The organism is Sphingomonas sp. LY54, assembly GCF_035594035.1.
In the GTDB taxonomy this organism is placed as follows: Bacteria; Pseudomonadota; Alphaproteobacteria; order Sphingomonadales; family Sphingomonadaceae; genus Allosphingosinicella.
In genome coordinates, this window is sequence record NZ_CP141588.1 from 1,263,686 (window position 1) to 1,287,348 (window position 23,663).

The 23,663-nt window shown below is 67.2% G+C and carries 30 protein-coding genes; 21 read left to right on the top strand and 9 right to left on the bottom strand.

Annotated features, from left to right (window positions below):
• Nucleotides 1–10: 10 nt before the first annotated feature.
• Nucleotides 11–985: a diacylglycerol/lipid kinase family protein gene (locus SH591_RS06400; RefSeq protein WP_324751011.1), complete on the bottom strand. Its 975-nt coding sequence runs from the start codon at nucleotides 983–985 to the stop codon at nucleotides 11–13.
• 7 nt (nucleotides 986–992) lie between these two features.
• Nucleotides 993–1,484, bottom strand: a complete 492-nt coding sequence (locus tag SH591_RS06405) for a DUF2141 domain-containing protein (protein WP_324751012.1) — start codon at nucleotides 1,482–1,484, stop codon at nucleotides 993–995.
• A gap of 142 nt (nucleotides 1,485–1,626) precedes the next feature.
• Here SH591_RS06405 and lptF point away from each other — a divergent pair, with 142 nt between their 5' ends.
• The 3 genes from lptF to SH591_RS06420 are packed head-to-tail and all read left to right on the top strand — an operon-like array spanning nucleotide 1,627 to nucleotide 5,466.
• Entirely contained in the window at nucleotides 1,627–2,835 is a 1,209-nt protein-coding gene (gene lptF, locus SH591_RS06410; protein ID WP_322832321.1) for an LPS export ABC transporter permease LptF, read from the top strand.
• A complete protein-coding gene (gene lptG, locus SH591_RS06415) occupies nucleotides 2,832–3,929 on the top strand; it encodes an LPS export ABC transporter permease LptG (protein WP_324751013.1) in 1,098 nt (365 codons plus the stop codon). The genes lptF and lptG overlap by 4 nt, the downstream gene beginning before the upstream one ends.
• A 28-nt stretch (nucleotides 3,930–3,957) precedes the next feature.
• On the top strand, nucleotides 3,958–5,466 hold the full coding sequence (locus tag SH591_RS06420) for a lipopolysaccharide biosynthesis protein (RefSeq protein WP_324751014.1): 1,509 nt from the start codon (nucleotides 3,958–3,960) through the stop codon (nucleotides 5,464–5,466).
• Nucleotides 5,467–5,564: 98 nt separating this feature from the next.
• Here the strand turns inward: SH591_RS06420 and SH591_RS06425 are convergent, their stop codons facing one another.
• Both SH591_RS06425 and yczE read right to left on the bottom strand, forming a co-directional pair.
• The gene (locus SH591_RS06425; RefSeq protein WP_324751015.1) at nucleotides 5,565–6,671 is read right to left on the bottom strand and encodes an alpha/beta hydrolase; all 1,107 of its coding nucleotides are present in this window, start codon (nucleotides 6,669–6,671) and stop codon (nucleotides 5,565–5,567) included.
• Between the two features lie 130 nt (nucleotides 6,672–6,801).
• Nucleotides 6,802–7,674, bottom strand: a complete 873-nt coding sequence (yczE, locus tag SH591_RS06430; RefSeq protein ID WP_324751016.1) for a membrane protein YczE — start codon at nucleotides 7,672–7,674, stop codon at nucleotides 6,802–6,804.
• 80 nt (nucleotides 7,675–7,754) lie between these two features.
• Between yczE and SH591_RS06435 the strand changes: the two genes are divergently transcribed.
• The 5 genes from SH591_RS06435 (at nucleotide 7,755) to SH591_RS06455 (ending at nucleotide 12,242) form a co-directional block, all read left to right on the top strand.
• Complete coding sequence (locus SH591_RS06435; RefSeq protein ID WP_322832072.1) at nucleotides 7,755–7,964, top strand: hypothetical protein; 210 nt, start codon at nucleotides 7,755–7,757, stop codon at nucleotides 7,962–7,964.
• 5 nt (nucleotides 7,965–7,969) lie between these two features.
• On the top strand, nucleotides 7,970–9,358 hold the full coding sequence (locus SH591_RS06440; protein ID WP_324751017.1) for a class I SAM-dependent methyltransferase: 1,389 nt from the start codon (nucleotides 7,970–7,972) through the stop codon (nucleotides 9,356–9,358).
• A 4-nt stretch (nucleotides 9,359–9,362) separates the two neighbouring features.
• Nucleotides 9,363–10,916 (top strand): sulfatase-like hydrolase/transferase, encoded by a 1,554-nt coding sequence (locus SH591_RS06445; RefSeq protein ID WP_324751018.1) that lies wholly within the window; start codon nucleotides 9,363–9,365, stop codon nucleotides 10,914–10,916.
• 108 nt (nucleotides 10,917–11,024) lie between these two features.
• Nucleotides 11,025–11,342 (top strand): hypothetical protein, encoded by a 318-nt coding sequence (locus tag SH591_RS06450; protein WP_324751019.1) that lies wholly within the window; start codon nucleotides 11,025–11,027, stop codon nucleotides 11,340–11,342.
• Nucleotides 11,343–11,528: 186 nt separating this feature from the next.
• On the top strand, nucleotides 11,529–12,242 hold the full coding sequence (locus SH591_RS06455) for a sterol desaturase family protein (protein WP_324751338.1): 714 nt from the start codon (nucleotides 11,529–11,531) through the stop codon (nucleotides 12,240–12,242).
• 75 nt (nucleotides 12,243–12,317) lie between these two features.
• Here the strand turns inward: SH591_RS06455 and SH591_RS06460 are convergent, their stop codons facing one another.
• Entirely contained in the window at nucleotides 12,318–12,623 is a 306-nt protein-coding gene (locus SH591_RS06460; RefSeq protein ID WP_324751020.1) for a UrcA family protein, read from the bottom strand.
• A 121-nt stretch (nucleotides 12,624–12,744) separates the two neighbouring features.
• Here SH591_RS06460 and SH591_RS06465 point away from each other — a divergent pair, with 121 nt between their 5' ends.
• Complete coding sequence (locus SH591_RS06465; RefSeq protein ID WP_324751021.1) at nucleotides 12,745–13,638, top strand: LysR family transcriptional regulator; 894 nt, start codon at nucleotides 12,745–12,747, stop codon at nucleotides 13,636–13,638.
• Here the strand turns inward: SH591_RS06465 and SH591_RS06470 are convergent.
• Nucleotides 13,627–14,505, bottom strand: coding sequence for a LysR family transcriptional regulator (locus SH591_RS06470; RefSeq protein WP_324751022.1), 879 nt, complete (start codon nucleotides 14,503–14,505; stop codon nucleotides 13,627–13,629). The genes SH591_RS06465 and SH591_RS06470 overlap by 12 nt on opposite strands.
• Before the next feature lie 127 nt (nucleotides 14,506–14,632).
• Between SH591_RS06470 and bla the strand changes: the two genes are divergently transcribed.
• From bla to SH591_RS06505, 7 genes are all read left to right on the top strand, one after another.
• Nucleotides 14,633–15,484: a subclass B3 metallo-beta-lactamase gene (gene bla, locus SH591_RS06475; protein WP_324751023.1), complete on the top strand. Its 852-nt coding sequence runs from the start codon at nucleotides 14,633–14,635 to the stop codon at nucleotides 15,482–15,484.
• 33 nt (nucleotides 15,485–15,517) lie between these two features.
• A complete protein-coding gene (locus SH591_RS06480) occupies nucleotides 15,518–16,660 on the top strand; it encodes an N-acetyltransferase (protein WP_324751024.1) in 1,143 nt (380 codons plus the stop codon).
• 110 nt (nucleotides 16,661–16,770) lie between these two features.
• Nucleotides 16,771–16,962, top strand: coding sequence for a hypothetical protein (locus SH591_RS06485; RefSeq protein ID WP_324751026.1), 192 nt, complete (start codon nucleotides 16,771–16,773; stop codon nucleotides 16,960–16,962).
• 58 nt (nucleotides 16,963–17,020) lie between these two features.
• The gene (locus tag SH591_RS06490; protein WP_324751027.1) at nucleotides 17,021–17,440 is read left to right on the top strand and encodes a secondary thiamine-phosphate synthase enzyme YjbQ; all 420 of its coding nucleotides are present in this window, start codon (nucleotides 17,021–17,023) and stop codon (nucleotides 17,438–17,440) included.
• Between the two features lies 1 nt (nucleotide 17,441).
• Nucleotides 17,442–17,909: a YbaK/EbsC family protein gene (locus SH591_RS06495; RefSeq protein WP_324751028.1), complete on the top strand. Its 468-nt coding sequence runs from the start codon at nucleotides 17,442–17,444 to the stop codon at nucleotides 17,907–17,909.
• 56 nt (nucleotides 17,910–17,965) lie between these two features.
• A complete protein-coding gene (locus SH591_RS06500; protein WP_324751029.1) occupies nucleotides 17,966–18,241 on the top strand; it encodes a hypothetical protein in 276 nt (91 codons plus the stop codon).
• A gap of 119 nt (nucleotides 18,242–18,360) precedes the next feature.
• Nucleotides 18,361–18,555, top strand: coding sequence for a hypothetical protein (locus tag SH591_RS06505; protein ID WP_322832087.1), 195 nt, complete (start codon nucleotides 18,361–18,363; stop codon nucleotides 18,553–18,555).
• On the opposite strand, the gene xth is transcribed toward SH591_RS06505, so the two are convergent.
• Nucleotides 18,539–19,318: an exodeoxyribonuclease III gene (xth, locus tag SH591_RS06510; protein ID WP_324751030.1), complete on the bottom strand. Its 780-nt coding sequence runs from the start codon at nucleotides 19,316–19,318 to the stop codon at nucleotides 18,539–18,541. The genes SH591_RS06505 and xth overlap by 17 nt on opposite strands.
• Nucleotides 19,319–19,341: 23 nt before the next feature.
• On the bottom strand, nucleotides 19,342–19,677 hold the full coding sequence (erpA, locus tag SH591_RS06515; protein WP_324751031.1) for an iron-sulfur cluster insertion protein ErpA: 336 nt from the start codon (nucleotides 19,675–19,677) through the stop codon (nucleotides 19,342–19,344).
• A gap of 123 nt (nucleotides 19,678–19,800) precedes the next feature.
• Here erpA and purS point away from each other — a divergent pair, with 123 nt between their 5' ends.
• The 5 genes from purS (at nucleotide 19,801) to clpS (ending at nucleotide 22,933) form a co-directional block, all read left to right on the top strand.
• A complete protein-coding gene (gene purS, locus SH591_RS06520; protein WP_322832090.1) occupies nucleotides 19,801–20,037 on the top strand; it encodes a phosphoribosylformylglycinamidine synthase subunit PurS in 237 nt (78 codons plus the stop codon).
• Nucleotides 20,038–20,056: 19 nt separating this feature from the next.
• Nucleotides 20,057–20,722, top strand: coding sequence for a phosphoribosylformylglycinamidine synthase subunit PurQ (purQ, locus tag SH591_RS06525; RefSeq protein WP_322832091.1), 666 nt, complete (start codon nucleotides 20,057–20,059; stop codon nucleotides 20,720–20,722).
• 155 nt (nucleotides 20,723–20,877) lie between these two features.
• The gene (locus SH591_RS06530) at nucleotides 20,878–21,699 is read left to right on the top strand and encodes a TrmH family RNA methyltransferase (RefSeq protein WP_324751032.1); all 822 of its coding nucleotides are present in this window, start codon (nucleotides 20,878–20,880) and stop codon (nucleotides 21,697–21,699) included.
• 96 nt (nucleotides 21,700–21,795) lie between these two features.
• Entirely contained in the window at nucleotides 21,796–22,410 is a 615-nt protein-coding gene (locus SH591_RS06535; RefSeq protein ID WP_324751033.1) for a phasin family protein, read from the top strand.
• Nucleotides 22,411–22,579: 169 nt separating this feature from the next.
• Nucleotides 22,580–22,933 carry an ATP-dependent Clp protease adapter ClpS gene (clpS, locus tag SH591_RS06540; protein WP_324751034.1) on the top strand — a complete coding sequence of 118 codons (354 nt, stop codon included), beginning with the start codon at nucleotides 22,580–22,582 and terminating at the stop codon, nucleotides 22,931–22,933.
• 4 nt (nucleotides 22,934–22,937) lie between these two features.
• Here clpS and SH591_RS06545 read toward each other — a convergent pair whose 3' ends face one another.
• The gene (locus SH591_RS06545) at nucleotides 22,938–23,657 is read right to left on the bottom strand and encodes a Crp/Fnr family transcriptional regulator (protein WP_324751035.1); all 720 of its coding nucleotides are present in this window, start codon (nucleotides 23,655–23,657) and stop codon (nucleotides 22,938–22,940) included.
• Between the last annotated feature and the right edge of the window lie 6 nt (nucleotides 23,658–23,663).

Genomic DNA, 23,663 nt, shown 5'->3' on the forward strand with positions numbered 1-23,663 from the left:
CGGGAAAGGATCAGGCGACCAGCTTCAGGAACGGGACCGGCGCGGTCGGGCGGAGCACGATCGGCCGGTCGAGATTGGCCTCGAACAATTCGCCGTCGAGGATCACGCTCGAGCGGTCGCCCTCGATCCTGATCTCGTCGCCCCGTTCCAGATGGACTCCGGAAACGCAGGTGCGGCCGAGTCGGCCACCGATCGCTGCGATCAGCACGTGAAACAGGGTCGAGCGTCGGCCGTCGATCGCCATCAGCTGCATCGAGCCTACGGGCCCCGATCCGCTGGACAAGGTGTTCTTGAGCAGCAGCCGCTGCAGCGTCGTCACCATCAGCAGGGCAAAATGGCCGTGCAGCTCGCCGTGCTTCAGCACCGACACCTTCACCGGCGAGGGCCGCGGCGGCAGGAACCGTCCACTCAAGCCGAACAGGATCGATACCGCCACGGCCAGGAAGGTCAGGAAGTGGCTGATGCCGTTGGGCAGGCCGAGCGGGTAAATCTTGTGGCGGCAGTAGAGCATGATGTCGGCGAGGCCAGCGCCGCCGAGGAACATGCCGAGCACCGGTCGTGCGCCCGCCGTGCCGTCGCTCAGCTGGATCAGCTCGCGCTGGACGATGTGCGGCGCCATATCGGTCTGCGCCAGCTCCAGCACGCGCTCGAGCGCGACAATCGGGTCGCCCGCGGCGCCGAGGTCGAGCGCGATCAGGTTGGTCTTGCCGTTGGGCAGGACCGCGACCGGCGGCGGCGCGTCGCCGAAATGGCCGCCATGGTAGAGCTCGGTGAGCGCGGCCTGCACGGTGCCGTCGCCGCCGTTGATGACCAGCACCTTGGGATCGACCCGCGCGATCTGGCGCAAAGCGAGGCCGATCTGCTCCACATGCTCCACCTCGTAGTGGAAGATGTCCTTATGCTCTGCGCAAAAGCTCCTCACCCGCGGAAGCAGCGACCTGTTTCCGGTGGAACGCGGATTGGAGAGGAGCGCGACGCGGGCCATCCGTGCCTTACGCGACCGGCTTGACGGTGAGACCTTGCTTGTAGTTCAGCACGACGTCGATCGCCTTGACGCCGTTGCCGACGGGGATCGCGACGTTCTGGTACTTCGGCTTGAGGTTCAGCAGCGACAGCTTCGGATTGCGCGAGAAGCCGCCGCCGTCGCCCCAGTCGGAGCCGTCGCCGCGGACATCGTGGCGCACCGCGATCGCATATTCGCCCGCCTTGGGCACGGCGACGCAGACCCGCATCGGGCCGGTGCCGGTAACCGGCAGGTCGATCCGGCGCAGCTTCTTGCCCTTGGCGAGGAAGTCTGCCGGATTGCTGCCATAAAGCTGAACGCGGACTCGGCCCGCGCGCTGCTTGAATCCCGTGACGTTGACCAGCACCGCGGGCTCGCCCGCGCCGGTCCGGCACGATGCCGCATCGGGGCCGAGCGCAGCTTCGGCCGCCGTGGCGGGCGCCACGAAGGTCAGCGCGGCAGCGACTGCGATGGAAGACATCAGTTTCAACATGACCGTAGCGCTCCTGGAAGCTATAGCCGGCGCTCAGATGAGCCCGGCTGTTTGTATTAACCCCCGGTATCTCGCTAGATCGTATGTGCATGCGGCCAAATTATGGTCATGGAGCGTCTAAAAGTTGGGCATCGTCACGCTGACTGATCGCTATATCGCGCGACTGGTAGCGGTGCCGCTGGTCGCGACGCTGGTGCTGTCCGCCATGCTGCTCATCCTCGAGAAGATGCTGCGGCTGTTCGATTTCGTGGTGAGCGAGGGCGGCCCGGTCGGGGTCGTCTGGAAGATGCTCGCCAACCTGATTCCCGAATATCTCTCGCTCGGCATTCCGATCGGGCTGATGCTCGGCATCCTGCTCGCCTTCCGCCGCCTCGCCTTGTCGTCGGAGCTCGACACGTTGCGCGGCGTCGGCCTCGGCTACGGCCGGCTGCTGCGCGTGCCCTATATGTTCGCGATCGCCTTGATGGCGCTGAACCTCGCCATCGTCGGCTTTCTGCAGCCCTACGCGCGCTACAAATATGAGGAATTGCGCTTCGAGCTGCGCTCGGGCGCGCTCGGCGCCTCGATCAAGGTGGGCGAGTTCAACAATCTCGGCAAGCGCATGACGCTCCGCGTCGAGCGCAGCGACGACGAGGGCCGGCACCTGCACGGCGTGTTCGTCCGCGCCGAGACCAGCGACGGCAAGACCCTGGCGGTCACCGCCGACCGCGGCGCCTTCCTCGCCACCGACGACCCCGACAAGATCATCCTGCGCCTCAGCAACGGCCGCCTGTCGCACGACGCGCCCAGCTATGTCGCGCCGCGCGTGCTGAGCTTCGAGAGCCACGATCTGCCGATCGACCTCCCCGCCATCGAGAATTTCCGGCGGCGCGGCGACGGCACCAACGAATTCACCATTCCGGAACTGGCCCGGCTGGGCCGCGACGCGAATATCCCCGAGCAGCTGCGCGACAGCACGCGCGCCAATTTCCACTTCCGCATGGTCGAGGTGGTGATGATGCTGATGCTGCCGCTGCTCGCCGTGTCGCTGGCCGTGCCGCCCAAGCGCAGCACCTCCGGCCTCGGCATCTTCATCTCGATCGTGATCGTCGTGACCTATCACAAGATCAACCAATATGCCGAGCAGATGGGCGCCCAGGGCCGGGTCGACCCGATCATCGCTTTGTGGACGCCGTTCGCCATCTTTGCCGGATTGATCTTCTGGATGTACTGGACGCTCGCGCACAAGCCGGGCGGGCAGCCGATCGGCGCGCTCGAGCGTGTCGCGGCCAAGGTCGGCAAGGGGATCAAGAGAGTGTTCGGTGTGGGCCGTCGGCGCAGGGCAGTTCCCGCCGAATGATCAACGTCCAGTTTTTCCCGTCCAAGCGGATCGCCTGGTACATGGCGCGCACCTTCGTGCTGCGCAGCGTGGCCGTGCTGATCGCGCTCGTCGTCATATTGCAGACGCTCGACCTGCTCGGCGAATCGGGCAAGATCCTGCGCGTCGCCGGCAACACCGATTCCGATCTCTGGTATTATGTGTCGCTGCGCTTCCCGCAGCTTGTGGCGCGGTTCCTGCCCTTCTCGGTGCTGCTCGGCACACTGATCACGCTGGCAACGCTCAACCAGAATAGCGAGATCGTCAGCATGAAAGCGGCGGGCATCTCCGCCCACCAGATCATCGCGCCGCTCGTCCTCGCCAGCCTGTTCATCGCCGCCGGGACGTTCATTTTCCAGGAGAGGATCGTCACTCGCGCCACCGCGACGCTGAGCGACTGGCAGTCGGTCGATTATGCCCGGATCCAGAGCAAGGGGGACGTCACCACCAACGCCTGGGTTCGCAACGGCGACGATCTGATCCTGGCTCGCCAGGTGAGCGGCCAAGGCGCGGAGACGCGGCTCCACGACATCAGCGTCTACGAGCGCAACGGCGGCACGCTGCACTCGATCGTGACGGCGAAGAACGGCCGCCCGGCCGAGGGCGGATGGCTGCTCGAAGAGGTCGAGCGCTTCGACCTCGCCCGCACGGTGACGACGCGCCAGCCGACCATGGTCGCCGGCGCCGGCGTCGAGCCAAACCAGTTCACCCTTGCCGACGTCAAGGCGGACGAGCAGGACTTCATGACCCTCGCCCGCTCGATCGAGGACCTGAAGGCTGCGGGCATGTCGACCGGCGCGCTCGAGGCCGGCCTGTGGCACAAGATTTCCGGCCCGCTCTCGGTCGTGCTGATGCCGCTGCTCGCCGCCGTCGCTGCCTTCGGCCTTGCCCGCGCCGGCCAGCTGTTCGTGCGCGCGGTGATCGGGATGGCGTTGGGGTTCGCTTATTTCGTGGTCGATAATTTCGCGCTCGCGATGGGCAATCTCGGCGCCTACCCGCCGGTTCTCGCCGCCTGGGCGCCATTCGCTCTGTTCTTCCTGATCGGCGAGGCCGTGCTCATCCGGACCGAGGAATGAGCGGGCACTTCAAGGCTGGGCCGGCACGGTGAGCGAGACCGCCGCCGTCACCCGCGGCGATGTCGCGCGCGGGGCCAAGCTGGCCGGCCTGGCGCGGGGCGGCGCGCTGATCGAGGCACTCGCCCAGCCGCTCTTCACCTGGCTGTTCGGCCTCGCCACCTACGGCATCTATGTCGTGCTGTGGGGCGCGATCAACCTGGTCGAGAATATCGTCGACCTGTCGATGACGACCGCGCTCAGCCGGGTCATCCCCGGCGCCGACGACGAGGAACAGGCGCACGGCGCGCTCAAATTCGCCTTCCTGATCACGATCCTGCCCGCCACCCTGATCGCCGGCCTGGCCGCGCTCAATGCCGACGCGCTCGCCGGCATGCTCTCGGCCGCGCCCGAGGACCGCGCCACCCTGCCGACCGCGATCGCCTTGTTCGCCTGGGCCTTGCCCTTGTGGACCTTCATCGAGGTCGCGACCTCGGCCGCGCGCGCACGCCGCGCCTTCGGCCCGGAGATCCGGCTGCGCGTATTCTGGGAGCAGATCGCGCGGATCGTCTTCGCAGTCGGCTTCTTCCTGATCGGCTTCCAGAGCCTCGGCCTGGTGCTCGCCCATCTCTGCTCGCTGGTGCTGACCGCGGCTTTGTGCGTGCCCCTGCTCGCCCGTTATTTCGACATGAAGCTGCTGGTCCGCGCGCCGATCCCGCCGAAGCTCGCCGGCCACGTCCTCCTCACCGGCCTCGCTCTGCTGCCCTCGGGCCTGTCGCGCCGGCTGCTGATCGACGCGCCGCCGGTGGTGCTCAACCTGATGATCCCGGGCGCGCGCGGCGCCACCGCCGCCGGCCTCTACGAGATCGCGCGCAAGATCTCGACCGTCACCTTCTTCGTCCGCCAGGCCTTCCAATATGTGATGGGGCCGCTCTCGGCGGCGCAGGCGCGCGTCGACCGCGTCGCGATCGCCCCGCTTTACCGGTTCGCCAGCCGCGTCTCGACGGCGATGGTGGTGCCCCTCGCCGGCCTCCTCATCTTCGCCGGCGCCGACATCCTAAGCCTCTACCGGCCCGAGGCGATGGCCGCTTTGCCCCTGCTCTACGTGCTGGTCGCGGCGCGCGCGCTGGAGGCTGTCGTCGGCCCGGCTACAGCGATCGTCGAGATGACCGGCCACCGCATCTACCCGCTCGTCAACAGCCTGATCGGCACGATCATCTGGGCGGGGCTCGCCTGGTGGCTGGTGCCGGAGATGGGTGCGATGGGCATGGCGATCGCCGCCGGCGTTGCGGTCGTCGCGATCGCTTATGCCGCCACCGTCGAGCTCCACATCAGCGACGGCCTCTCTCCGTTCGACCACAAGCTCATCTACGGCCTCGGCGTCAGCCTGGTCGGCCTCGCTTTGATGGCGCTGGCCGAACATATGACCCACGGGCCGGTCCGCTTCGTCTCGGTCTTCGCTTTGTGGATGCTGACGAGCTGGTGTGCCCTCCGCCTCGGCCTGGTCCGCAGCGACCGCCGGGCGCTCGGCGGCCTGGGCCGGCGACTACGGCTGGCGTAGCCTCTGCCCAGCGTGGACGCATTCAGGCAGACGGAGGAGCGCTTTCACTCGGGTGCCGCCGCCATGTCGGCCCAACGAACTCCGATTGGGTGCCGACGTCACTGGCGGCGTCCAAAATCCCCCGGCTTGAGATTGCCGGCAGTGATTTCCGGGCCGGGCTTCATCAGCAGGCACATGCCGTAAAGCTCGTTCGCCCGACGATTTTTCTCCTTGAACGAGACCGGTTCGGCGATCGCGCGGGTGCAGGGACCGGCGTCGAGATTCTTTCGGGCCTCGGGCGTGTATGCCGGTTTCCGAAAACCGTCATAGAGCAGCGTGAGCGGGCTGCCGGAACGCGCAGGGGTCAGGTAGAGCGTGCGCATTGCGTCGAGCCACCCGGTCAGCGCCATCGTACGATGCTCTTCGCTTCCGGAGCGGTCGACGAAAGCCCATTTGAGGCCTTCGGGCGCGTTGGTCTCGAATGCCTTGACCAGAGCAGCCAGCCACGAAGCAGTGCGATTGCCCACGCCCTCATCCCCCATGGTGAAGTAGATGCGGCGATCGGACGGGCCGTGGCGCGCCAGCGCCCGCGGCGCTTCAGCGACAATGCGGCCGTCGTCCCACCATAAGCTGGGTGTCAGCGCGATATAGTCGTCGAACATTTCGGGGCGTTCGAGAAATGTGTCGAGCACGAACAGGCCGCCGAGAGAGGCGGCGGTCAGGATCTTGCGATCGGTCCGATAGCGTCCGGTCGCCCACGGCACGACATCGCGCGTCAGATAGTCGCGGAACCTGTCCGCCCCGCCGGGCTTGATGCGATCTCCAAAATTCTCCTTGAGCCGATCCGGCGGCAGACGCTTCATCGCCGGGGTGAGCTGGCTATACCGGTCGTCGGTCTTCACGCCGATCAGGATGAAGGGCTCGAAACTCGTCGAGAATTCGGCTTCCGCCGCGATCCCAGCCAGCAGTTCGAAATCCTGCTCGGGCCCGCCGTCGACGGAAAACAGCACCGGGTAGCTTTTGTCGGGATGATCGGCGTAGCCGCGCGGCAGACGGACGGTGAGGATCTGCTCGTTACCATAGACGCTCGATCGGATGCGATGGATGGAGCCGACGACGATCGGCAGCCCGTCCGTATCGGCAAGCTGCGCATGTTCGGGGGTCTTCTGTGCGGAGACCGGCTGGACCGCGATCAGGGCGAAAGCAAAGACGACATGGCGCAACATGATGACTGCCCTTCGTTCGGACCATCGGAAGATCGCGGAAGTTCTGGCACGGCAAATAAGAAGCCCCGAATTGTAGAGCTTAGCCGATGCCGTGCAATGACGGAGATTCCAGGTGCGTCGGGCGCCGGGATCAGGCTTTTGCCGTTTCGTCCGGGCTGACGGAGCGGGTCGCGAAATAGGGGAGCAGCATGTGCACGATCGGCCCGATCGTCACGGCGAACAGGATCGTGCCCAATCCTACCGTGCCGCCGAGCGCCCAGCCCACGCCGAGCACGGTCAGTTCGATCGCCGTGCGCACGGCCCGGATCGACCAACGCGTGCGGGCCGCCAACCCCGTCATCAGCCCGTCGCGCGGCCCGGGGCCGAAACCCGCGCCGATATAGGCGCTCGTGGCGACGCCGTTGAGGAAGATGCCGCCGGCGAGCAGCGCGGCACGGACGGGAAGCGATTCGATATCCGGCAGCAACCACAGTCCGAAATCCGCAGCGAGGCCGATCACGATCATGTTGCTGATCGTCCCCAGGCCCGGCCGCTGCCGCAGCGGGATCCAGAGCAGGAGGACGATCGCGCCCGTGACGATGACGACCGTGCCGAAGCTCAGCGGCGTGCGGTCGCCCACGCCCTGGTGAAACACGTCCCACGGATTGAGCCCGAAGTCGGACCGCACCATCATGGCCGTGGAGATGCCGAAGACGAACAGCCCGGCGTAGAGTTGAACGAGGCGCCGGATCATCATGGCGGGTGCCTTACAGCAACCGGCCGCCAGTAACAGGCCCGCCGACGCGCGGCGGCCTGGGCCGGCGGCGGCGATCGGCGCGGCGCGGACGGCATTCCCGCAGTCGATTGTTGGGGAGTCCGAGTCCGGCCTGACAAATCCGAACAGGTTGGCGAAGATTCCATAGCTGAGCGCTGACGCGGTGGAATACCAGAGACTGCGTTCGCGACCGAGATGCTCTCCGGTCAACCACCACAGACCTTCGCAGGGCATCGACTGGCCGGACAAGCTACTCGATATCGCTCCCCATTAACGCGATATTGACAATGTTTCACCACCAATGCCCCAGTAAATATGGGGACGCCTTCATGAAATTTCTCACCAACAATCTGCTTGCCCTCGCGCTGTTCGCGGTCTTGGCGCCGGCACCCGCTCATGCCTATCTCGACGGCGGAACCGTGAGCATCGCCCTGCAGGCCTTGGCCGGCCTGGTCGCGAGCGCGCTGATGTTTGGAAAGCTGTACTGGACGCGGCTCAAGAGCTTCCTCACCCGGTCGAAGAACAGCGGTCAGGACTGATCCCGGTGACGTTCGAAGGCGGCTCGTTCCGCGACCCTTCCGGACGCGTGCTGCGCCACGAGCAGCGCGTCCTGCGCGCCGTCTATGCGAGCGGTGCGGCGAACCTGCGGGCTGCGCGGGAAAGCGGCGTCTTTGATGCGCTGATCGAGCGCGGCTGGCTGCAGCCGGCCGAGCCGCTGCGGGCTAGCAAGAGCCTCGACGATCTGGCGCCGGGCGCCGTGGAGTGGCTGGAGCACCCCGCCCTCGATTTCGTCTCCTATCCCTATGAATGGTGCTTCTCGGCCCTGAAGGCGGCGGCGTTGCATCACCTGAGCTTCCATCTGGAGCTGCTCGGCAACGGGTTCACGCTTTCGGACGCGACCGCCTACAATATTCAGTTCCATGGCACGAAGCCCGTGTTCATCGACCATCTCTCGATCGTGCCGTACGAAGAGGGATCGGCTTGGACGGGCCAGCGCCAGTTCGGCATGCAGTTCCTCAACCCGCTCTATCTCTGGGCGAAGAAGGGATTGGCGCCGCATGCTTGGTATCGCGGCGCCCTGGAGGGCATCGCGCCGGAGGATCTGGCCAGGCTGCTCGGTTGGCGGGACCGGCTCTCCTTCACCGTCCTCGCCCATATCGTCGGTCCGGCCCGCTTCGAGCGCAGCCGCGTCAAACAGGGGACGCGCGCGGTGTCGCGCCGCGAATTGCGGCTGCCCCGGCACCGCCTCGTGGCGATCCTGCAGAGCCTGCGCGATTACATCGCCGGCCTCGCCCTGCCGAACCAGAAGACGGTCTGGGACGATTATGCCGAGAATAACAGCTACGACGAGGCGCGCCGCGAGGCCAAGCTCGGCTTCGTGGCCGAGGCCGTGCATACGGCCAGGCCGCGACAGCTCTTCGACATGGGTTGCAACAGCGGCGATTTCAGCCAGGCGGCGATCGATGCCGGCGCTGCCAGCGTAGTCGGCTTCGACTTCGACCTCGGCGCGCTCGAACGCGCTTTTGCCCGGTTCGATGCGGTGAAGGCCCCGGTTCTCCCGCTTTGGCTCGACGCGACCAATCCCAGCCCCGCGCAGGGCTGGGCCGGTGCCGAACGCAAGAGCCTGCAGGAGCGGTCGGCGGCAGACATGGTGCTGGCGCTCGCCCTGATCCATCATCTGGCGATCGCGCGCAACGTACCGCTCGATATGGCCGTAGACTGGCTGATCGGCCTGGCGCCGTGCGGCGTCATCGAGTTCCCGTCGAAGACCGACCCGATGGTCCAGCAGCTTCTCCGCAATCGGCAGGATATCTTCGCCGATTATACCGAAGAGGCCTTTCTCAGCCACGTGGCGGCTCGGGCTCGTGTGGTGGGCAGCGCGAAGCTCGGGGAAGAAGGGCGCCTTATCCTCGCCTACGATCGCCGCGCCTGACCCCGTGGATCGGATCGCCAGCCTTGTCGGCCGCGTTCCGCTCGGCGGCCTCGTCATCACGCTCGTCGCGCTCATGGGTTACTGGAGCTCCAATCGGCTCCGGCTCGGCTTCGAGAATGTCTGGCCGACCGCGACAGTGGCGGCGCTGTGCGCCGCCGCGCTGACCATTCTCCTGCGCCTGGCAACCGCAAACTGGGCCCGTGCCGGCCTGCTCGCAGCGATGGTCGCCGTCTACCTGTTCTACGTGCCGGCGCTGCTGTCCCCGCTCGGTCTCCCCTTTGCCGCGGCGGCCGCGCTTCACCTTGCCGCCATTGCCGGGCTCGCTTTGCTTTACCGTGCACTGCCGGCCGACGAAGCGGCCTTCCTGCGCGTCGCGGGCCGCATCAACATCGCCGTCCTGATCGTCTTCCTCGTGACTTTGCTGCCGCTGGCGATTCAGCAGGTCGGGCTGGAAGGGCACCGTGCCAGGGCGACGGGCAGCCTGGGGCAGCTGGAAGGCCGGGCATCGGACGCCAGCCCCGACGTGTGGCATATCCTGCTCGATCGCTATGCCGCCGCGGACACGCTGCGCGAGCGCTACCAGTTCGACAATCGGCCCTTCATAGCGGCGCTGCGCGAGCGCGGCTTCACTGTGCAGGACCGCGCTTATTCCAATTACCAGCGTACCAGCCATTCCGTCGCCTCGACTTTGAACGGCAGCCTCCTCGATCCCATGGGAGCAGAACTCGCAGCGTCCCCGTCCGATTGGCTGCCGATCTACCGCGCCATCCGGAGCAATGCGGCGATGCAGGTCTTCAACGGCAACGGCTACCGCACCGTCTTCGCCGGCAGCTGGTGGGAGCCGACGCGCTTTAGCGACACCGCGCGGGAGTCGATCGCGATACGGGCGATCCCGCAACTTGCACGCCTGATGCTCGATAGCTCCGCGATCGGCTTTTGGACCAAGAGCCTGCGAGCCCCCTATCTGGACAGCCGTGCAGACCAGTGCTTCCGGGCGAACGAGAAGTTTCGCCGCCTGCGCGACCTCGCGACAGACCCGGCGCGCAAGCATGTCTTCGCGCATTTTCTCGTGCCCCACCCTCCCTTCGTGCTGAATCCCGATGGCAGCTGCAAGAGCCTGGACGCGGCGCGCCAGGCATCGCGGACGGCAAATTATCTCGATCAGGTCCGCTTCGCCAATCGCGAAACCGTGCGCCTGATCGACGCGATCCTGGCCGGACCGAGGCCGGCGGTTATCGTGCTCCACAGCGACGAGGGCCCTTGGCCGGAGCCCTATGTCGGCGACGAGCACGGGCTGGGGACCGATCCGGTCGCCGTGCCGTGGGCGAAGCTTACCGGCGAACAGCTGCAGGAAAAGATGGGCATCCTGCTCGCGGTCCGCGATCCTTCGGGGCGGCCGCCCGCTACCATGCCCACCTCGCCGGTGCAGATCTACCCGGCCATCCTGAAGGACCATTTTCGATCGGCTCGCCCGCTTCCGCGATCGCGTCACTACGTCTTCGAGGGCGATGCCGCCCTCTACCAGTTCCACGACATCAGCGAGCAGCTTACGAGGTAGTTACGGCCGATTGGGATCGCCGGCAAAGCATCACATCGCGGTCAGCCGCGCCAGGAGCGACGGTCGCGAGTGCTTGATGCCCCTCGTCCGCCCCTGTTAGAATGTGGCATGGCCGGAGCAGAGCGCACCCTCGAACGCATGACCAATTGCCTGATCTGGGCCGGCATCTCGCTCGCCGCTTTGGCGCCGCTCGTGCTCGCCATCGAGCTGGTCGAGTGGTTCGTCACCGGCCAGTGGCCGGGCTGGTCGGTCGAGGACGGCCTGCTGTTCGTAGGCCTCGAACAGCCGCTCGCGCATTTCAGCATCGTCCAGTTCCTGCTCGACCTCGCCACCGATCTGCCACTGGCCGTCGGCCTCTATCTGCTCGGCCTCGGCATCTTTCTCGGCGCCTTCAATCTCGAGCCCGAACCGGACGCAGCGCGGTAGGAGACAGGCCCGGGCGCGTTCTCGCCGAATCCTCGCCCTAAACCTGCCTTATTGCGCATTCATGACTCGGACACATATTGGCGGGCAAAGCGCCCGCCGCATATAAAGCCATTCGAGGTACATGAAGTGAAGATCGCCCACGCCCTTCGCCCGGCATTCTGGAAGCGCGAGCATCATCTCGACAAGATGACGCTGAAGGAACTGATCGTCGCTTACGTCCAGTATCCGGCGATCATCGGCTATGTCCTGCTCTCCGTGGCCGCAATCGCCGTCTATGCCTGGCAGCCCGCGCCGCTGGTACCGACGCTGGCCGCGGTCGGCATCGCCGTCTTCATCTATCCGGTGGTCTGGTACGCGCTGCACCGCTGGGTGCTGCACAGCCGCTGGATGTTCAAGGTGCCGGTCCTCGCCTCGACCTGGAAGCGCATCCATTACGACCACCACCAGGATCCGAACCACCTCGAAGTGCTGTTCGGCGCGCTCCACACGACCGTGCCGACGATCGGCATCGCCACGCTGCCGATCGGCTATGCGCTGGGCGGCGTCGGCGGCGCGGCGGCGGCGTTCGCGACCGGCCTGCTCACCACCTGCTTCTACGAATTCTGCCACTGCATCCAGCACCTCGCCTACAAGCCGAAATCGAAATGGCTGCAGGAAATGAAGAAGCGCCACATGGAGCATCATTTCCACGACGAGGACGGCAATTACGGGATCACCACCTTCGCGTGGGACAAATTGTTCCGCACTTATTACCACCGCTCCGAGCGGCCGGCGAAGAGCCCGACGGTGTTCAACCTCGGTTACACGCCGGAAGCGGCCGAGAAATGGCCGCGTGTCGCCCAGCTTTCGGGCGGCGTGGCGACCGGCCACCCGCGCCGCCGGGGCAAGGAAGCAGCCTGAGGGCCGCAGCGAAGTCACGAACGATCAGGGGCTCCTTCGGGAGCCCCTTTTCGTTTCGGCGAGGACGGCACCGGCTCAGCGGGCGGCGAAGCTGCGCCGGGCGGTGGCGATGGCGGCGTCGCGCTGGGGTAGAGCGGCGGCGTGGGTCGCCGCCTGGCAACGGCGCAGCGCCTTGCGGCCCTTGAGGTCGTAGGCGGCAGGGTCGCCGCACGCGGTGCGGACGGCGATGGCGATGCGCCGGTCGAGCCGGGCGACGTCGGATGCGCGGGCAAGATCGAGATCGGCGAAGCTGACCGCACTGGCGGCAGGCGTCTGGGCTCGGGCCTGGCTGGGCGCGACGAACAGGGTGGCGGCAAAAGCCGCGACGAGAATCGGGTTCATGACGGTCTCCGTGGTCCGGATGTGAGCGTCGGCGCCGACGTGGGTTGGTTATACGCCCGCCCGGCGGGGGCCCCTAACAACGATGTTGCGCGACTGTTCTGCAAAAGTGCAGAATAAAGCGATGCTCGACTGGAACGACATTCGCTATTTCCTCGCCGTCGCCGAGAGCGGCAGCACGCTCGCCGCCGGCCGCGCGCTCCGCGTCAGCCAGACCACGGCGGCGCGCCGGGTGGCTGCGCTCGAGGCGGCGCTCGGCGTCACTTTGTTCGAGCGGCGCCAGGCCGGCTATGCGCTCACGCCAGAAGGCGAGGCCTTGCTGGCGCGGGCGCGCGACGTGAAAGCGGCGGCCGACGGGTTCGCCGATGCCGCGGCGGCGCAGGGACGCGCGATCAGCGGCACCGTCAGGCTTACGACCCACGAAATCTTCGCCGTCACGCTGCTCATGCCGATCCTGCGCGATCTCCACGCCGCCTTCCCCGCAATCCGGGTCGAGCTCGACACCGCCGAGGAATTGCGCGACCTCGCCGGCGGCGCAGCCGACATCGCCTTGCGCAGCACCCATCAGCCGGACGGCGGCGGACTGTTTGGCCGTCGCCTCTGCGCCGACGACTGGACGCTGTATTGCAGTCGCGCCTACGCCGAGGAGCATGGCGTGCCTGCCAACCGCCATCAACTCCACCAGCACAGCCTGATCGGCGGCGGCGGCGAGCAGGTGTGGCGGCCCTATCGCGAATGGCTGAAGCGCAACGATCTGGAGGATGCGGTCGCGATGCACCACAGCTCGGCGATCGGGCTGCTGACGGCAGTGCGCGGCGGCTTGGGGCTCGCCGTGCTGCCCCGCTTCGCCGCTTTTCATGACCGCGACCTGATCCAGTGCCTGCCGCCTGCTCCGAACAACCCGCGCTCGATGTGGCTGCTGACCCACGAACGCGTGCGCCACACGCCGCGGGTGCGCGCGGTAATCGACTTCCTCGCCGAGCGGCTATTGCCGCTGGCCCGCGCGCTAGACGATTGAGGCGCCCGCCTCTGCTTCCAGCCACGTGCCGAAAGCCTCCAGCGCGGCGCTCGGCCGGCGCGACTTCAGCCAGGTCAGCCAGTAGCCGCCGAGGCTGAGCTCGGCCGCGAACGGCCGGACCAGAGTGCACGCCTCGAGCGCGCGGGCGAACATCGCGGGGGGCGCGAGCGCGACGCCGAGCCCCTGCGCTGCAGCGTCGGCCATTGCCAGCGAGGAATCGAACACCGGCCCGCGCAGCGGCGGCGCGGAAATGCCGACCGCGGCAAACCAGCGTGTCCATTCGTCACTGCGGTAGGAGCGCAGCAAGGTCTCGCGCAGCAGGTCGGCGGGTCGCTCGAGCCGGCCGGCAAGCGCGGGCGTGCACAAGGGTGCGAGCGGGGCCGCCATCAGCCAGCGCGCCTCAGTGCCGTGCCACGCGCCGTCGCCGAAGCGGATCGCGCAATCGAGCCCTTCGGCGGCGATGTCGACGCGGTTGTTGTTGGTGAACAGGCGCAGGTCGACCCGCGGGCAGGCCGCCGCCAGCGTCGGCACTCGCGGGATTAGCCAGCCCGACGCGAAGGTGTTGACCGCGCCGACGTTCAGCACCTCTCCGGTACGCCCTTCGCCGACGCGCTCGACAAGATCGGCAATGCGGTCGAAGCTCTCGACCAGAGCGGGCAGCAGAGCGAGCCCCTCGTCGGTGAGCGCGAGGCCGCGCGGCAGGCGCCGGAACAGCTTGCGCCCGAGCTTTGCCTCGAGCGCCTTCACCTGGTGGCTGACCGCCGCTTGGGTCACGCACAATTCGATCGCCGCCTGGGTGAAAGACAGGTGCCGTGCCGCCGCCTCGAAGGCGCGCAGGGCGTTGAGCGGGAGATGCGGGCGGACCATGAACCATAAGTTATTCTCATGGCTCGCGCGACGGAAGATCCTTTGTCGATGCGCCCGATATTGCGCCATCAAGGACACGATTAGGCCGTACGCGCATCGCGGCCGCGCAAGAACGGGAGCGAGCAGGATGAATAAGGGATATCTGGCCTTGGCCTTGGCGATCGCCACGCTGGCTTCGGCGGCGCCGGCGCAGGACGCGCAGCAGCGCATCGAATGGAACCGTCCGGCCGAGCCGTTCCGCATCGTCGACAACGTCTATTATGTCGGCACCGCCGGCCTCGGCGCCTATCTGATCGCCGATCCCAAGGGCCATGTGCTGGTCGACGGCGGCCTGCCCGAGAGCGCACCTTTGATCGCGGCCAGTATCCGCGCGCTCGGCTTTCGACCCGAGGATGTGCGCTACCTGCTGATCAACCACGCCCATTTCGACCACTCCGGCGGGCTTGCCGAGCTGAAGGCGCTGACCGGGGCGCAACTGGTCGCCAGTGCCGCCGACAAGGGCGATCTCGAATCCGGGCGCGTCGCCGGCCGGCCCGAGCTTGGCGAGACTCCGCCGGTCAAGGTCGGCCGCATCGTCGGCGATGGCGCCGCGCTCAAGATCGGCGGAACCAGGCTCACCGCCCATCTGACGCCCGGCCACACGCGCGGCTGCACGAGCTGGTCGCTGCGCAGCGCGACGAAGACCGTGCTGTTCGCGTGCAGCCTCAGCGTCGCCGGGCAGAAGCTGGCGGGGGATCCGACCTATCCGCACGCCGCCGCCGATTTCCGCCGCAGCTTCGCGAAATTGCGGGCGATGAAGGCGGACGTTTTCCTGAACTTCCACCCCGAATTCTTCGACCTCGCCGGCAAGCGCGCGCGCCAGCAGGCGGGCGAAGCTGACGCCTTCGTCGATGCCGCAGAGCTGCGGCGCCAGGTCACGCGAGCCGAACGCGCGTTCGAGGCCGAATGGGACAGGCAGCGAGGCGCGCCGGTGCGGTGACAGGGGCCATGGGAGCCGCTACCAAGCGGACCCATGAGCTCTTCTCCCGTTACGATCCGCTCCGTCGAGGAGGCCGCCGACGTCAGGACGTTCGTCAACGTGCAGTGGACGTTGAACCGCGACGATCCGCACTGGGTGCCGCCGCTTAAGACGGAAGTGCACGGCCTGCTCGATCCGCGCACCAACCCTTGGTTCGAACATGCCGAAGCCGCCTTTTTCCTGGCCGAGCGCGACGGCGAGCCGGTCGGGCGTATCTCCGCCCAGATCGACCAACTGGTGCTCGAGCATATCGGCGCCGGCACCGGCCAATGGGGGATGTTCGAGGCGGCCGATGCCGAGGTCGCGGCGGCCCTGATCGCCCGCGCCGAAGCCTGGCTGAAGGGCCATGGCATGACGCGCTCGATGGGGCCGTTCAGCCTGTCGATCTGGGACGAGCCCGGGTTGCTGGTCAAAGGCCACGACCATGCCCCGACCGTGATGATGGGGCATAACAGCCCCGCTTACCAGGCGTGGGTGGAGGCGGCCGGCTATACGGGCGTCAAGGACCTCTTTACCTACGAGCTCGACATCACCCAGACGATGCCGCCGCTCGTCCAGCGCATCATCGCCGCCGGCGAGAGGAACAAGCGCATCCGCGTGCGCCCGGTCGACAAGAAGCGGTTCGACGAGGAAGCGGCGCTGATCCTCGGCATCCTCAACGACGCCTGGTCGGACAATTGGGGCTTCGTCCCGCTGACCGACGCGGAGATCGCCTATGCCGGCAGGAAATTGAAGCCGATCGTGCGCGAGGATCTGGTGCGCGTCGCCGAGCTCGATGGCGAGCCCGTCGCATTCATGATCACGCTTCCCGACCTCAACGAACTCACGCGCGACCTCAACGGGCGGCTGTTTCCGTTCGGCTGGGCGAAGCTGCTGTGGCGGCTGCGCAGGCCCCGGGTGCGGACCATGAGGGTGCCGCTGATGGGCGTCGTGAAAAGGCTCCAATCGAGCCGTATGGCGAGCCAGCTCGCCTTCATGATGATCGAATATATCCGCAGCGCCTCGGTCGTCGAATATGACGCTAAGCGCGGCGAGATCGGCTGGATCCTCGAGGACAATCAGGGGATGCGATCGATGGCCGAGACGATCGAAAGCCACGTCAACCGCGTCTACCGCATCTACGAAAAGGCGCTCTGAAGCCGGGACGGGCCGTGGAGACGGGGGGAACCGCGGCGGCGGCCGCCTCGTTGGCGACCCATATCCCCCTCATTCGGAGAAGCTCTTTGTCCAGTATCCCCACTTCCGCAATGCCCCGCGCCTTTGCCCATGACGACGCGGACGGCAGCACGACCCGCGTCTCGCGCCGCCAGCGCATGATGGACGCCGCCCGCGCCCGCCCCAAGACGGCGATCGCCGCCGGCGCAGCCCTGGTCGCGAGTCTCGCCGCCGCGGCCGCCGTTCCGCTGGTCCGTTCGCGCCGCCGCGCCGAGACGGCCTGAACCTAACGCCTGACCCATTCCCTGGCGCCCGGCGTCGCGAGACGCTAGGTGCCGGGGCATGCGGCAGGCGGCAGGCACGATCGATTTCGAAACCAGGCGGCAGGGCCTGCTCGACATCACTGACACGGTCCGCAGCTGGACCGCGCAGCAAGGCATGGATCAGGGCCTGCTCACCCTCTTCTGCCGCCACACCTCGGCCTCTTTGCTGATCCAGGAAAATGCGGCCCCGGCCGCCCGCGCCGATCTCGAAGCCTATTTCGCCCGCATCGCGCCCGAGGATCCACGCCTCTACGACCATGACGAGGAAGGCCCGGACGACATGCCGGCCCACCTCCGCGCCGCCCTCACCCAGGTCCAGCTCTCGATCCCGCTGATCGGCGGGGATCTTGCGCTCGGCACCTGGCAGGGCATCTACCTGTTCGAACATCGCCGCCGGCCGCACCGCCGCACGCTGGCGCTTCACCTGCTGGGAGAGTGAATTGAGCCTCGAATCGGTCCGTGCCTATCTGGCCGAACACGCCCCCGACCTGCCGATCATCGACCAGGAGCGCAGCACGGCGACCGTGAACGAGGCGGCCGAGACTCTGGGCGTCGAGCCAGGCCGGATCGCCAAGACGCTGGCGATCCGCGTCGGCGGCCAGGTCGTCCTGCTGGTCGCGCGCGGCGATGCGCGGCTCGACAACGTCAAGACCAAGGCGGCGTTCGGGGCGCGGCCGCGAATGCTGGGCGCGGAAGAGACGCTGGCGCTGACCGGCCATCCGGTCGGCGGCGTCTGCCCGTTCGGGTTGGCGACTCCGCTGCCGGTCTATTGCGACGTCTCGCTGAAGGCCTTCGACTCGGTCTTCCCCGCCGCCGGCTCGCTGACCAGCTCGGTGCAGGTGACGCCCGAGCGACTGGGCGAACTGGTCGCGACCGACTGGGTCGACGTCTGCCGCACGCCGGAGTGAGCAACCGCCGGTCTTTCGCATCGTTGTTCCAGGGCAGCAGCCCGAAGGATCCTTCCATGCGCCACAGCTTCTTCCTCGCCCCCACTCTGATCGCGCTCGCGGCCTGCGGCGGGTCGGGCGACCCGGTCGACAACACCGCCGACCAGCTCGAGGCGGCAGCCGACCAGAGCGACCCGGCGGCGGCGCAGGTGCTCGACAATGCCGCTGACCAGGTGCGCGAGCAGGACGATCCCGCCCTCGCCAACGGGGCGCTGGAGGAGGCCGCCAACGCCCAGGCGGATACCGTCGGCAACAATATCGCCTCGGCGAGCGAGCCCGCCAACAGCCAGTAGACTGCGGCTGCGCCCCGCCGGCCAGGCCTCTATGGTTAAGCCGCCGTTGCCGACGTGTCTTCAGCGCCGGCTATGGTTTGCGCGCTACGCCTAGGGACGGAACGGAAGGGGGGAGCGACATGAGCGACATGTTTGCGGACGACCTGTCTTATTACCAGATGCGCGCCGAGGCCGAGGTCGAGCTCGCTGTCCACTCGAACGACACGCGCGTCGTCCAGGCCCATTACGATTTGAGCGCTGCCTATCTCGAGCTCGCTTACGGCTGCATCGACCAGGCGGCACGCGCCGGCACCGGGATCAGTCCTCGAGGCTGACCCAGGTGGGAGCGTGGTCCGAGGCTTTCTCGCGGCCGCGATAATCCTTGTCGACGCCAGCATCGAGCAGCCGGTCGGCGGCCATCGGCGACAGCAGGAGATGGTCGATGCGGAAGCCCGCGTCGCGCTGCCACGCGCCCGCCGTATAATCCCAGAAGGTATAGACGGCGCCCTCCGGGTAGCGGGTGCGGATCGCGTCGGTCCAGCCCTGGTGCACGAGGGTGCGGAACTCGGCCCGGCTTTCCGGCTGCATCAGCGCATCATGCGCCATCGCCCGCACCGAGAAGACGTCGTCATGGCTGTCGGTCGGGATGACGTTGTAATCGCCGGCGAGGACGACCGGCCGCTCCTCGGCGAGCAGGCCGCGGGCATGCTCCTGCAGCCGCTGCATCCAGGCGAGCTTGTAGGCGAACTTCTCGGTCCCGACCGGATTGCCGTTGGGCAGATAGATCGAGCCGACCACGACGCCGCCGACCTCGGCCTCGATATAGCGGCTGTGGGTGTCGTCCGGATCGCCGGGAAGCCCCATCCGGCGGAGCTGCGGCGCGGCGCCGCGGGCAAGGATGGCGACGCCGTTGAAGCCCTTCTGGCCATGCCACACCGCCTGGTAGCCGGCGGCCGCGACATCGTCCGCGGGGAAGGCGTCGTCGGCGCACTTCAGTTCCTGCAGGCAGACCACATCGGCCTGCTGCTCCTCGAGCCATTCGAGCAGCCGCGGCAGCCGCGCGCGGATGCCGTTCACATTGTAGGTCGCGATCTTCATGGAGCGGGCTTAGCCGCAGGCGATCAGATCGAAAAGCTGGTTCCGCAGCCGCAGCCGGAAGCGGCGTTGGGGTTGGTGACCTGGAACGCGGCGCCGCCAAGCGATTCGACATAGTCGACCGCGCTACCGCGGACGAGATCGAGGCTGATCTCGTCGACCACCAGGGTGACGCCGTCCTGGACCGCGGCGGTATCGTCGCTCTCGATCCTGTCGGCGAGGCCGAAGCGGTACTGGAAGCCGGCGCAGCCGCCGCCGTCCACCGCAAGCCGCAGGATCGCGGGCTTGCCCTGCTTGCTGGCGATCGCCGCGACGCGGGCCGCGGCGGCGGGGGTAAGGCCTATTTCCTGGGTCTCGCTCATGGCTCCAAGATAGGCGGGCGACCTCCGCGCCACAAGCCGGGCGGCTCTAAAGCCTTGCCCCGCCGCCGCCTTGCGGCCATAGGGGCGCCATCCCAGATTCCGGCCCTTGGAGCAGATTGCGAAATGAAGACCCGCGTCTATGTCACGCTGAAGAACGGCGTCCTCGACCCCCAGGGCAAGGCCATCCACCACGCGCTCGAGGGCCTCGGCTTCGCCGGCGTCAACGACGTCCGCGCGGGCAAGCTGATCGAGCTCGACCTTGCCGACAGCGTCTCCGATGCCGACATCGAGGACATGTGCCGCAAGCTGCTCGCCAACACGGTGATCGAGAATTTCCGCATTGAGCGCGCCGCCGCCTGACCCCGCCAAGGACTGATCCATGAAAAGCGCCGTCATCGTCTTCCCCGGCTCCAATTGCGACCGCGACCTCGCGGTGGCGATCCGCGACGTCAGCGGCCAGGCGCCGATCATGGTCTGGCACCGCGAGACCGAGCTGCCCAAGGATCTCGACCTGATCGCGGTCCCGGGCGGATTCTCCTATGGCGACTATCTCCGCTCCGGCGCGATGGCGGCCCAGTCGCCGGTGATGCAGGCGGTGAAGGAAGCGGCCGACCGGGGCGTTTCCGTCCTCGGCATCTGCAACGGCTTCCAGATCCTGACGGAGAGCGGCCTGCTGCCGGGCGCGCTGATGCGCAATGCCGGAATCAGCTTCGTCTGCCGCGACGTCGAATTGACGGTCGAGAACAGCCAGTCGGCCTTTACCAGCCGCTATGATGCGGGCGAGCAGATCGTGATCCCGGTCGCCCACCATGACGGCAATTACACCGCCGACGAAGCGACGCTCGACCGGCTCGAGGGCGAAGGCCGCGTCGCCTTCCGCTATGCCGGCGAATGCAACGGATCGGCGCGCGACATTGCCGGCATCATCAACGACAAGGGCAATGTGCTCGGCATGATGCCACACCCCGAGCGCATGATCGAGCCCGCCCACGGCCGCACCGACGGCCGCCGCCTGTTCGAGGGCCTGATCGAGTCGATTGCCTGAAGCCGACGGGCGCGACCGGGAGCGGGAGGCGCCTGTGGACGACGAAAAGCCGACCTTTGCCGAACGGCTCGGCCGCTTGTGGTGGCTGACCGGCGTGGCCGGGCTCGCCGCCTGGTTCGCGATGCTCTGGTATATGTTCGGCGACGTGCTCTGACGTGCCCGCTCCGCTGATCGTCCACGTCACCGATCCGGCCGATCCCCGGATCACGCATTATCGCGACATTCGCGAACGCGACCTGGTGGGGCGCGAGGGCCTGTTCGTGGCCGAGGGCAAGGTGGTGCTGGCGATGCTGCTCGCGTCCGAGGCGTACCGGCCGCTGTCGCTGCTGATCGCAGCGCACCGCATCCCGGCGCTAGGGGACCTGCTGGACCAGGTGCCCGAGAGCGTGCCGGTCTTCGCCGCCGAGCAGGACGTGCTCGACGGCATCGCCGGCTTTCCGCTCCATCGCGGCATCCTGGCGATCGGACGGCGGGTCGATTCCCCTGCCCCGGACGCCCTGCTGGCGCGGCTGCCGCAGCAAGCCACGATCCTGCTGCTCTCGGCGATCGCCAATCACGACAATATGGGCGGGATATTCCGCAACGCGGCGGGGCTCGGCGCCGACGCGATCCTGCTCGATTCTGATTGCTGCGATCCCCTCTACCGCAAGGCAATCCGCGTCTCGGTCGGCGCGGCTTTGTTGGTGCCGTTCGCCAAGCTCGAACGGGGCACGGACGCGCTCGCTTTGCTCAGCCGCCACGGCTTCGAGGCACTGGCGCTGAGCCCGTCGGGAGGTTTGCGTCTCTCTGACCTGCATCCCGCGCCACGCACGGCAGTCCTGCTCGGCGCGGAAGGCCCCGGCCTGCCGCCCGACCTGCTCGCGGCCGCGACCAGTGTACGCATCCCGATGGCCCCGGGCTTCGATTCGCTCAACGTGGCGACGACGAGCGGCATCGTCCTGCACCATATCGCCGCCGCGAGAACCGATCCGGTCTGACCGCGTTTCAGACCTCATGCTGCACTGCACAAAAATGTCTTGAAACCGACGCGCCGATCGGTTATTTGTGCACTGCAGCATAACGGAGGACCGTCCATGGCGCAACGTAAGGGCAGGCCGGCGAGAGCCGCGCAGCCGCAGAAAGTGCAGCCCGCCGCCGCAGTAAAGGCCGCGGCCGACACGGCGGTTCCGGCCGAAGCCGAAGCGATCGAAGCAAGCATTCAACAGATTGAAGAAGGGACCAGCATCATGACCAACAAGACCGAAACCACCATCGAAACCGGCAAGATCGCCGCCGAGCGCATCCAGGCCGCCTTCGGCGACGTCAACGAGCGCGCCAAGGTCGCCGTCGAGAAGAGCACCAAGATCTTCGAGGAAGCCAGCGAGCTGACCAAGGGCAATGTCGAGGCGCTCGTCGCTTCGTCCAAGGTCGTCGCCCGCGGCGTCGAGACGCTCGGCCAGGAAGTCGCCGATTACAGCCGCCGCAGCTTCGAGGAAGCCTCGACCGCGCTGAAGAGCCTCGCCGAAGCCAAGTCGGCCACCGACTTCTTCAAGCTGCAGGGCGACTTTGCCCGCGCCGCCTTCGACAGCCTCATGGCCGAGAGCTCGAAGGTCAGCGAGCACATGGTGAAGCTGGCCGGCGAAGTCGCCGAGCCGATCACCAGCCGCTACTCGGTTGCGGCCGAGCGCGTGAAGACGCTCGCGCTCTAAGCCGACGCCCACAAGGCAAATCGAAGGGCGGCCCTCCCTGTGGAGCGGCCGCCCTTTTTGCGTTAGCGAAACCGACAGCTTTTCCGGCGATATTCGGTGCAGCTTTATCGGTCGCGCGGGCCTTCAAAGCCTTGCCCGGCGGCGGCGGGATGCCATATTTAGGGACTGTATGGCGTTGAATGATTCAATAATCGTGGCCGCGAACGGGCAGGACAAGGACGACGAGGGCACAGGCCTCGGCGTCGCCACGCGCACGCGTACCCGCACCAAGACCCCGTCGCCCTACAAGGTGCTGATGCTCAACGACGATTACACGCCGATGGAATTCGTCGTCCTGTGCCTGCAGCGTTTCTTCCGGATGGACATCGAGGACGCGACCCGCGTCATGCTCCACGTTCACCAGCGCGGCGTCGGCGTGTGCGGCATCTTCAGCTACGAAGTGGCCGAGACCAAGGTCGCCCAGGTGATCGACTTCGCACGCGAGAACCAGCACCCGCTCCAGTGCACGCTCGAGAAGGCCTGAGCCCTCAGCGCGACGGCGGCAGCCAGCTCAAATCGAGGTCGTCGTAGCGGTTCTCGTAATTGGAGAGCCGCGCCAGCCCGTCCTCGTCGAGAATGCTGACCTCGCCATCGGTGCGCTGGATATAGCCACGTTCGGCGAGCAGCCGCAGCATGCGGTTGACGTGGACGCTGGTGAGGCCGGTCGCGTCGGCCATCACCTCCTGGGTGATGTTGAGCTTGAACGAGCTGCCGACCCGCGGGTCGATCATGCGCAGCCGGTTGAGCTTGTCGAGCAGCAGCGCGCCGACCCGGGCCTCGGCCGTGGTCCGGCCGATCGAGGTCAGCCGGTCGGTGATCGCGGCGCGCTCGACCTGGCCGATCACGAAGAACAAAGCGGCTAGGCGGGGATGCGCCTCGAACAGACCGCCGAGCATCATCTTGTCGAACGAGCTGACGACGACGTCGGTCAGCGCGGCGACGGTCTCCATCGATTTGTTGAACGAGAGGCTGGGCGCGGCGATCAAGTCGCCCGGATAATGGATACGGTGGATCTGGCGGCTGCCGTCGCGCAGGATGACGTAGCAGATCGCACTGCCCGCCCGGAGCACGAACATCTGGTCCGAAGCGCTGCGCTGGGCGCGGATCAGCCCGTGCCGCGGAATCTCGCGGCGGCGCAGAGCGAGCGCCTCAAGGGCCGCTCTCTCCCCCTCGGTCAGCGTCACGAGCCGCCCGAGCCTGTCGGCCAATCCGCA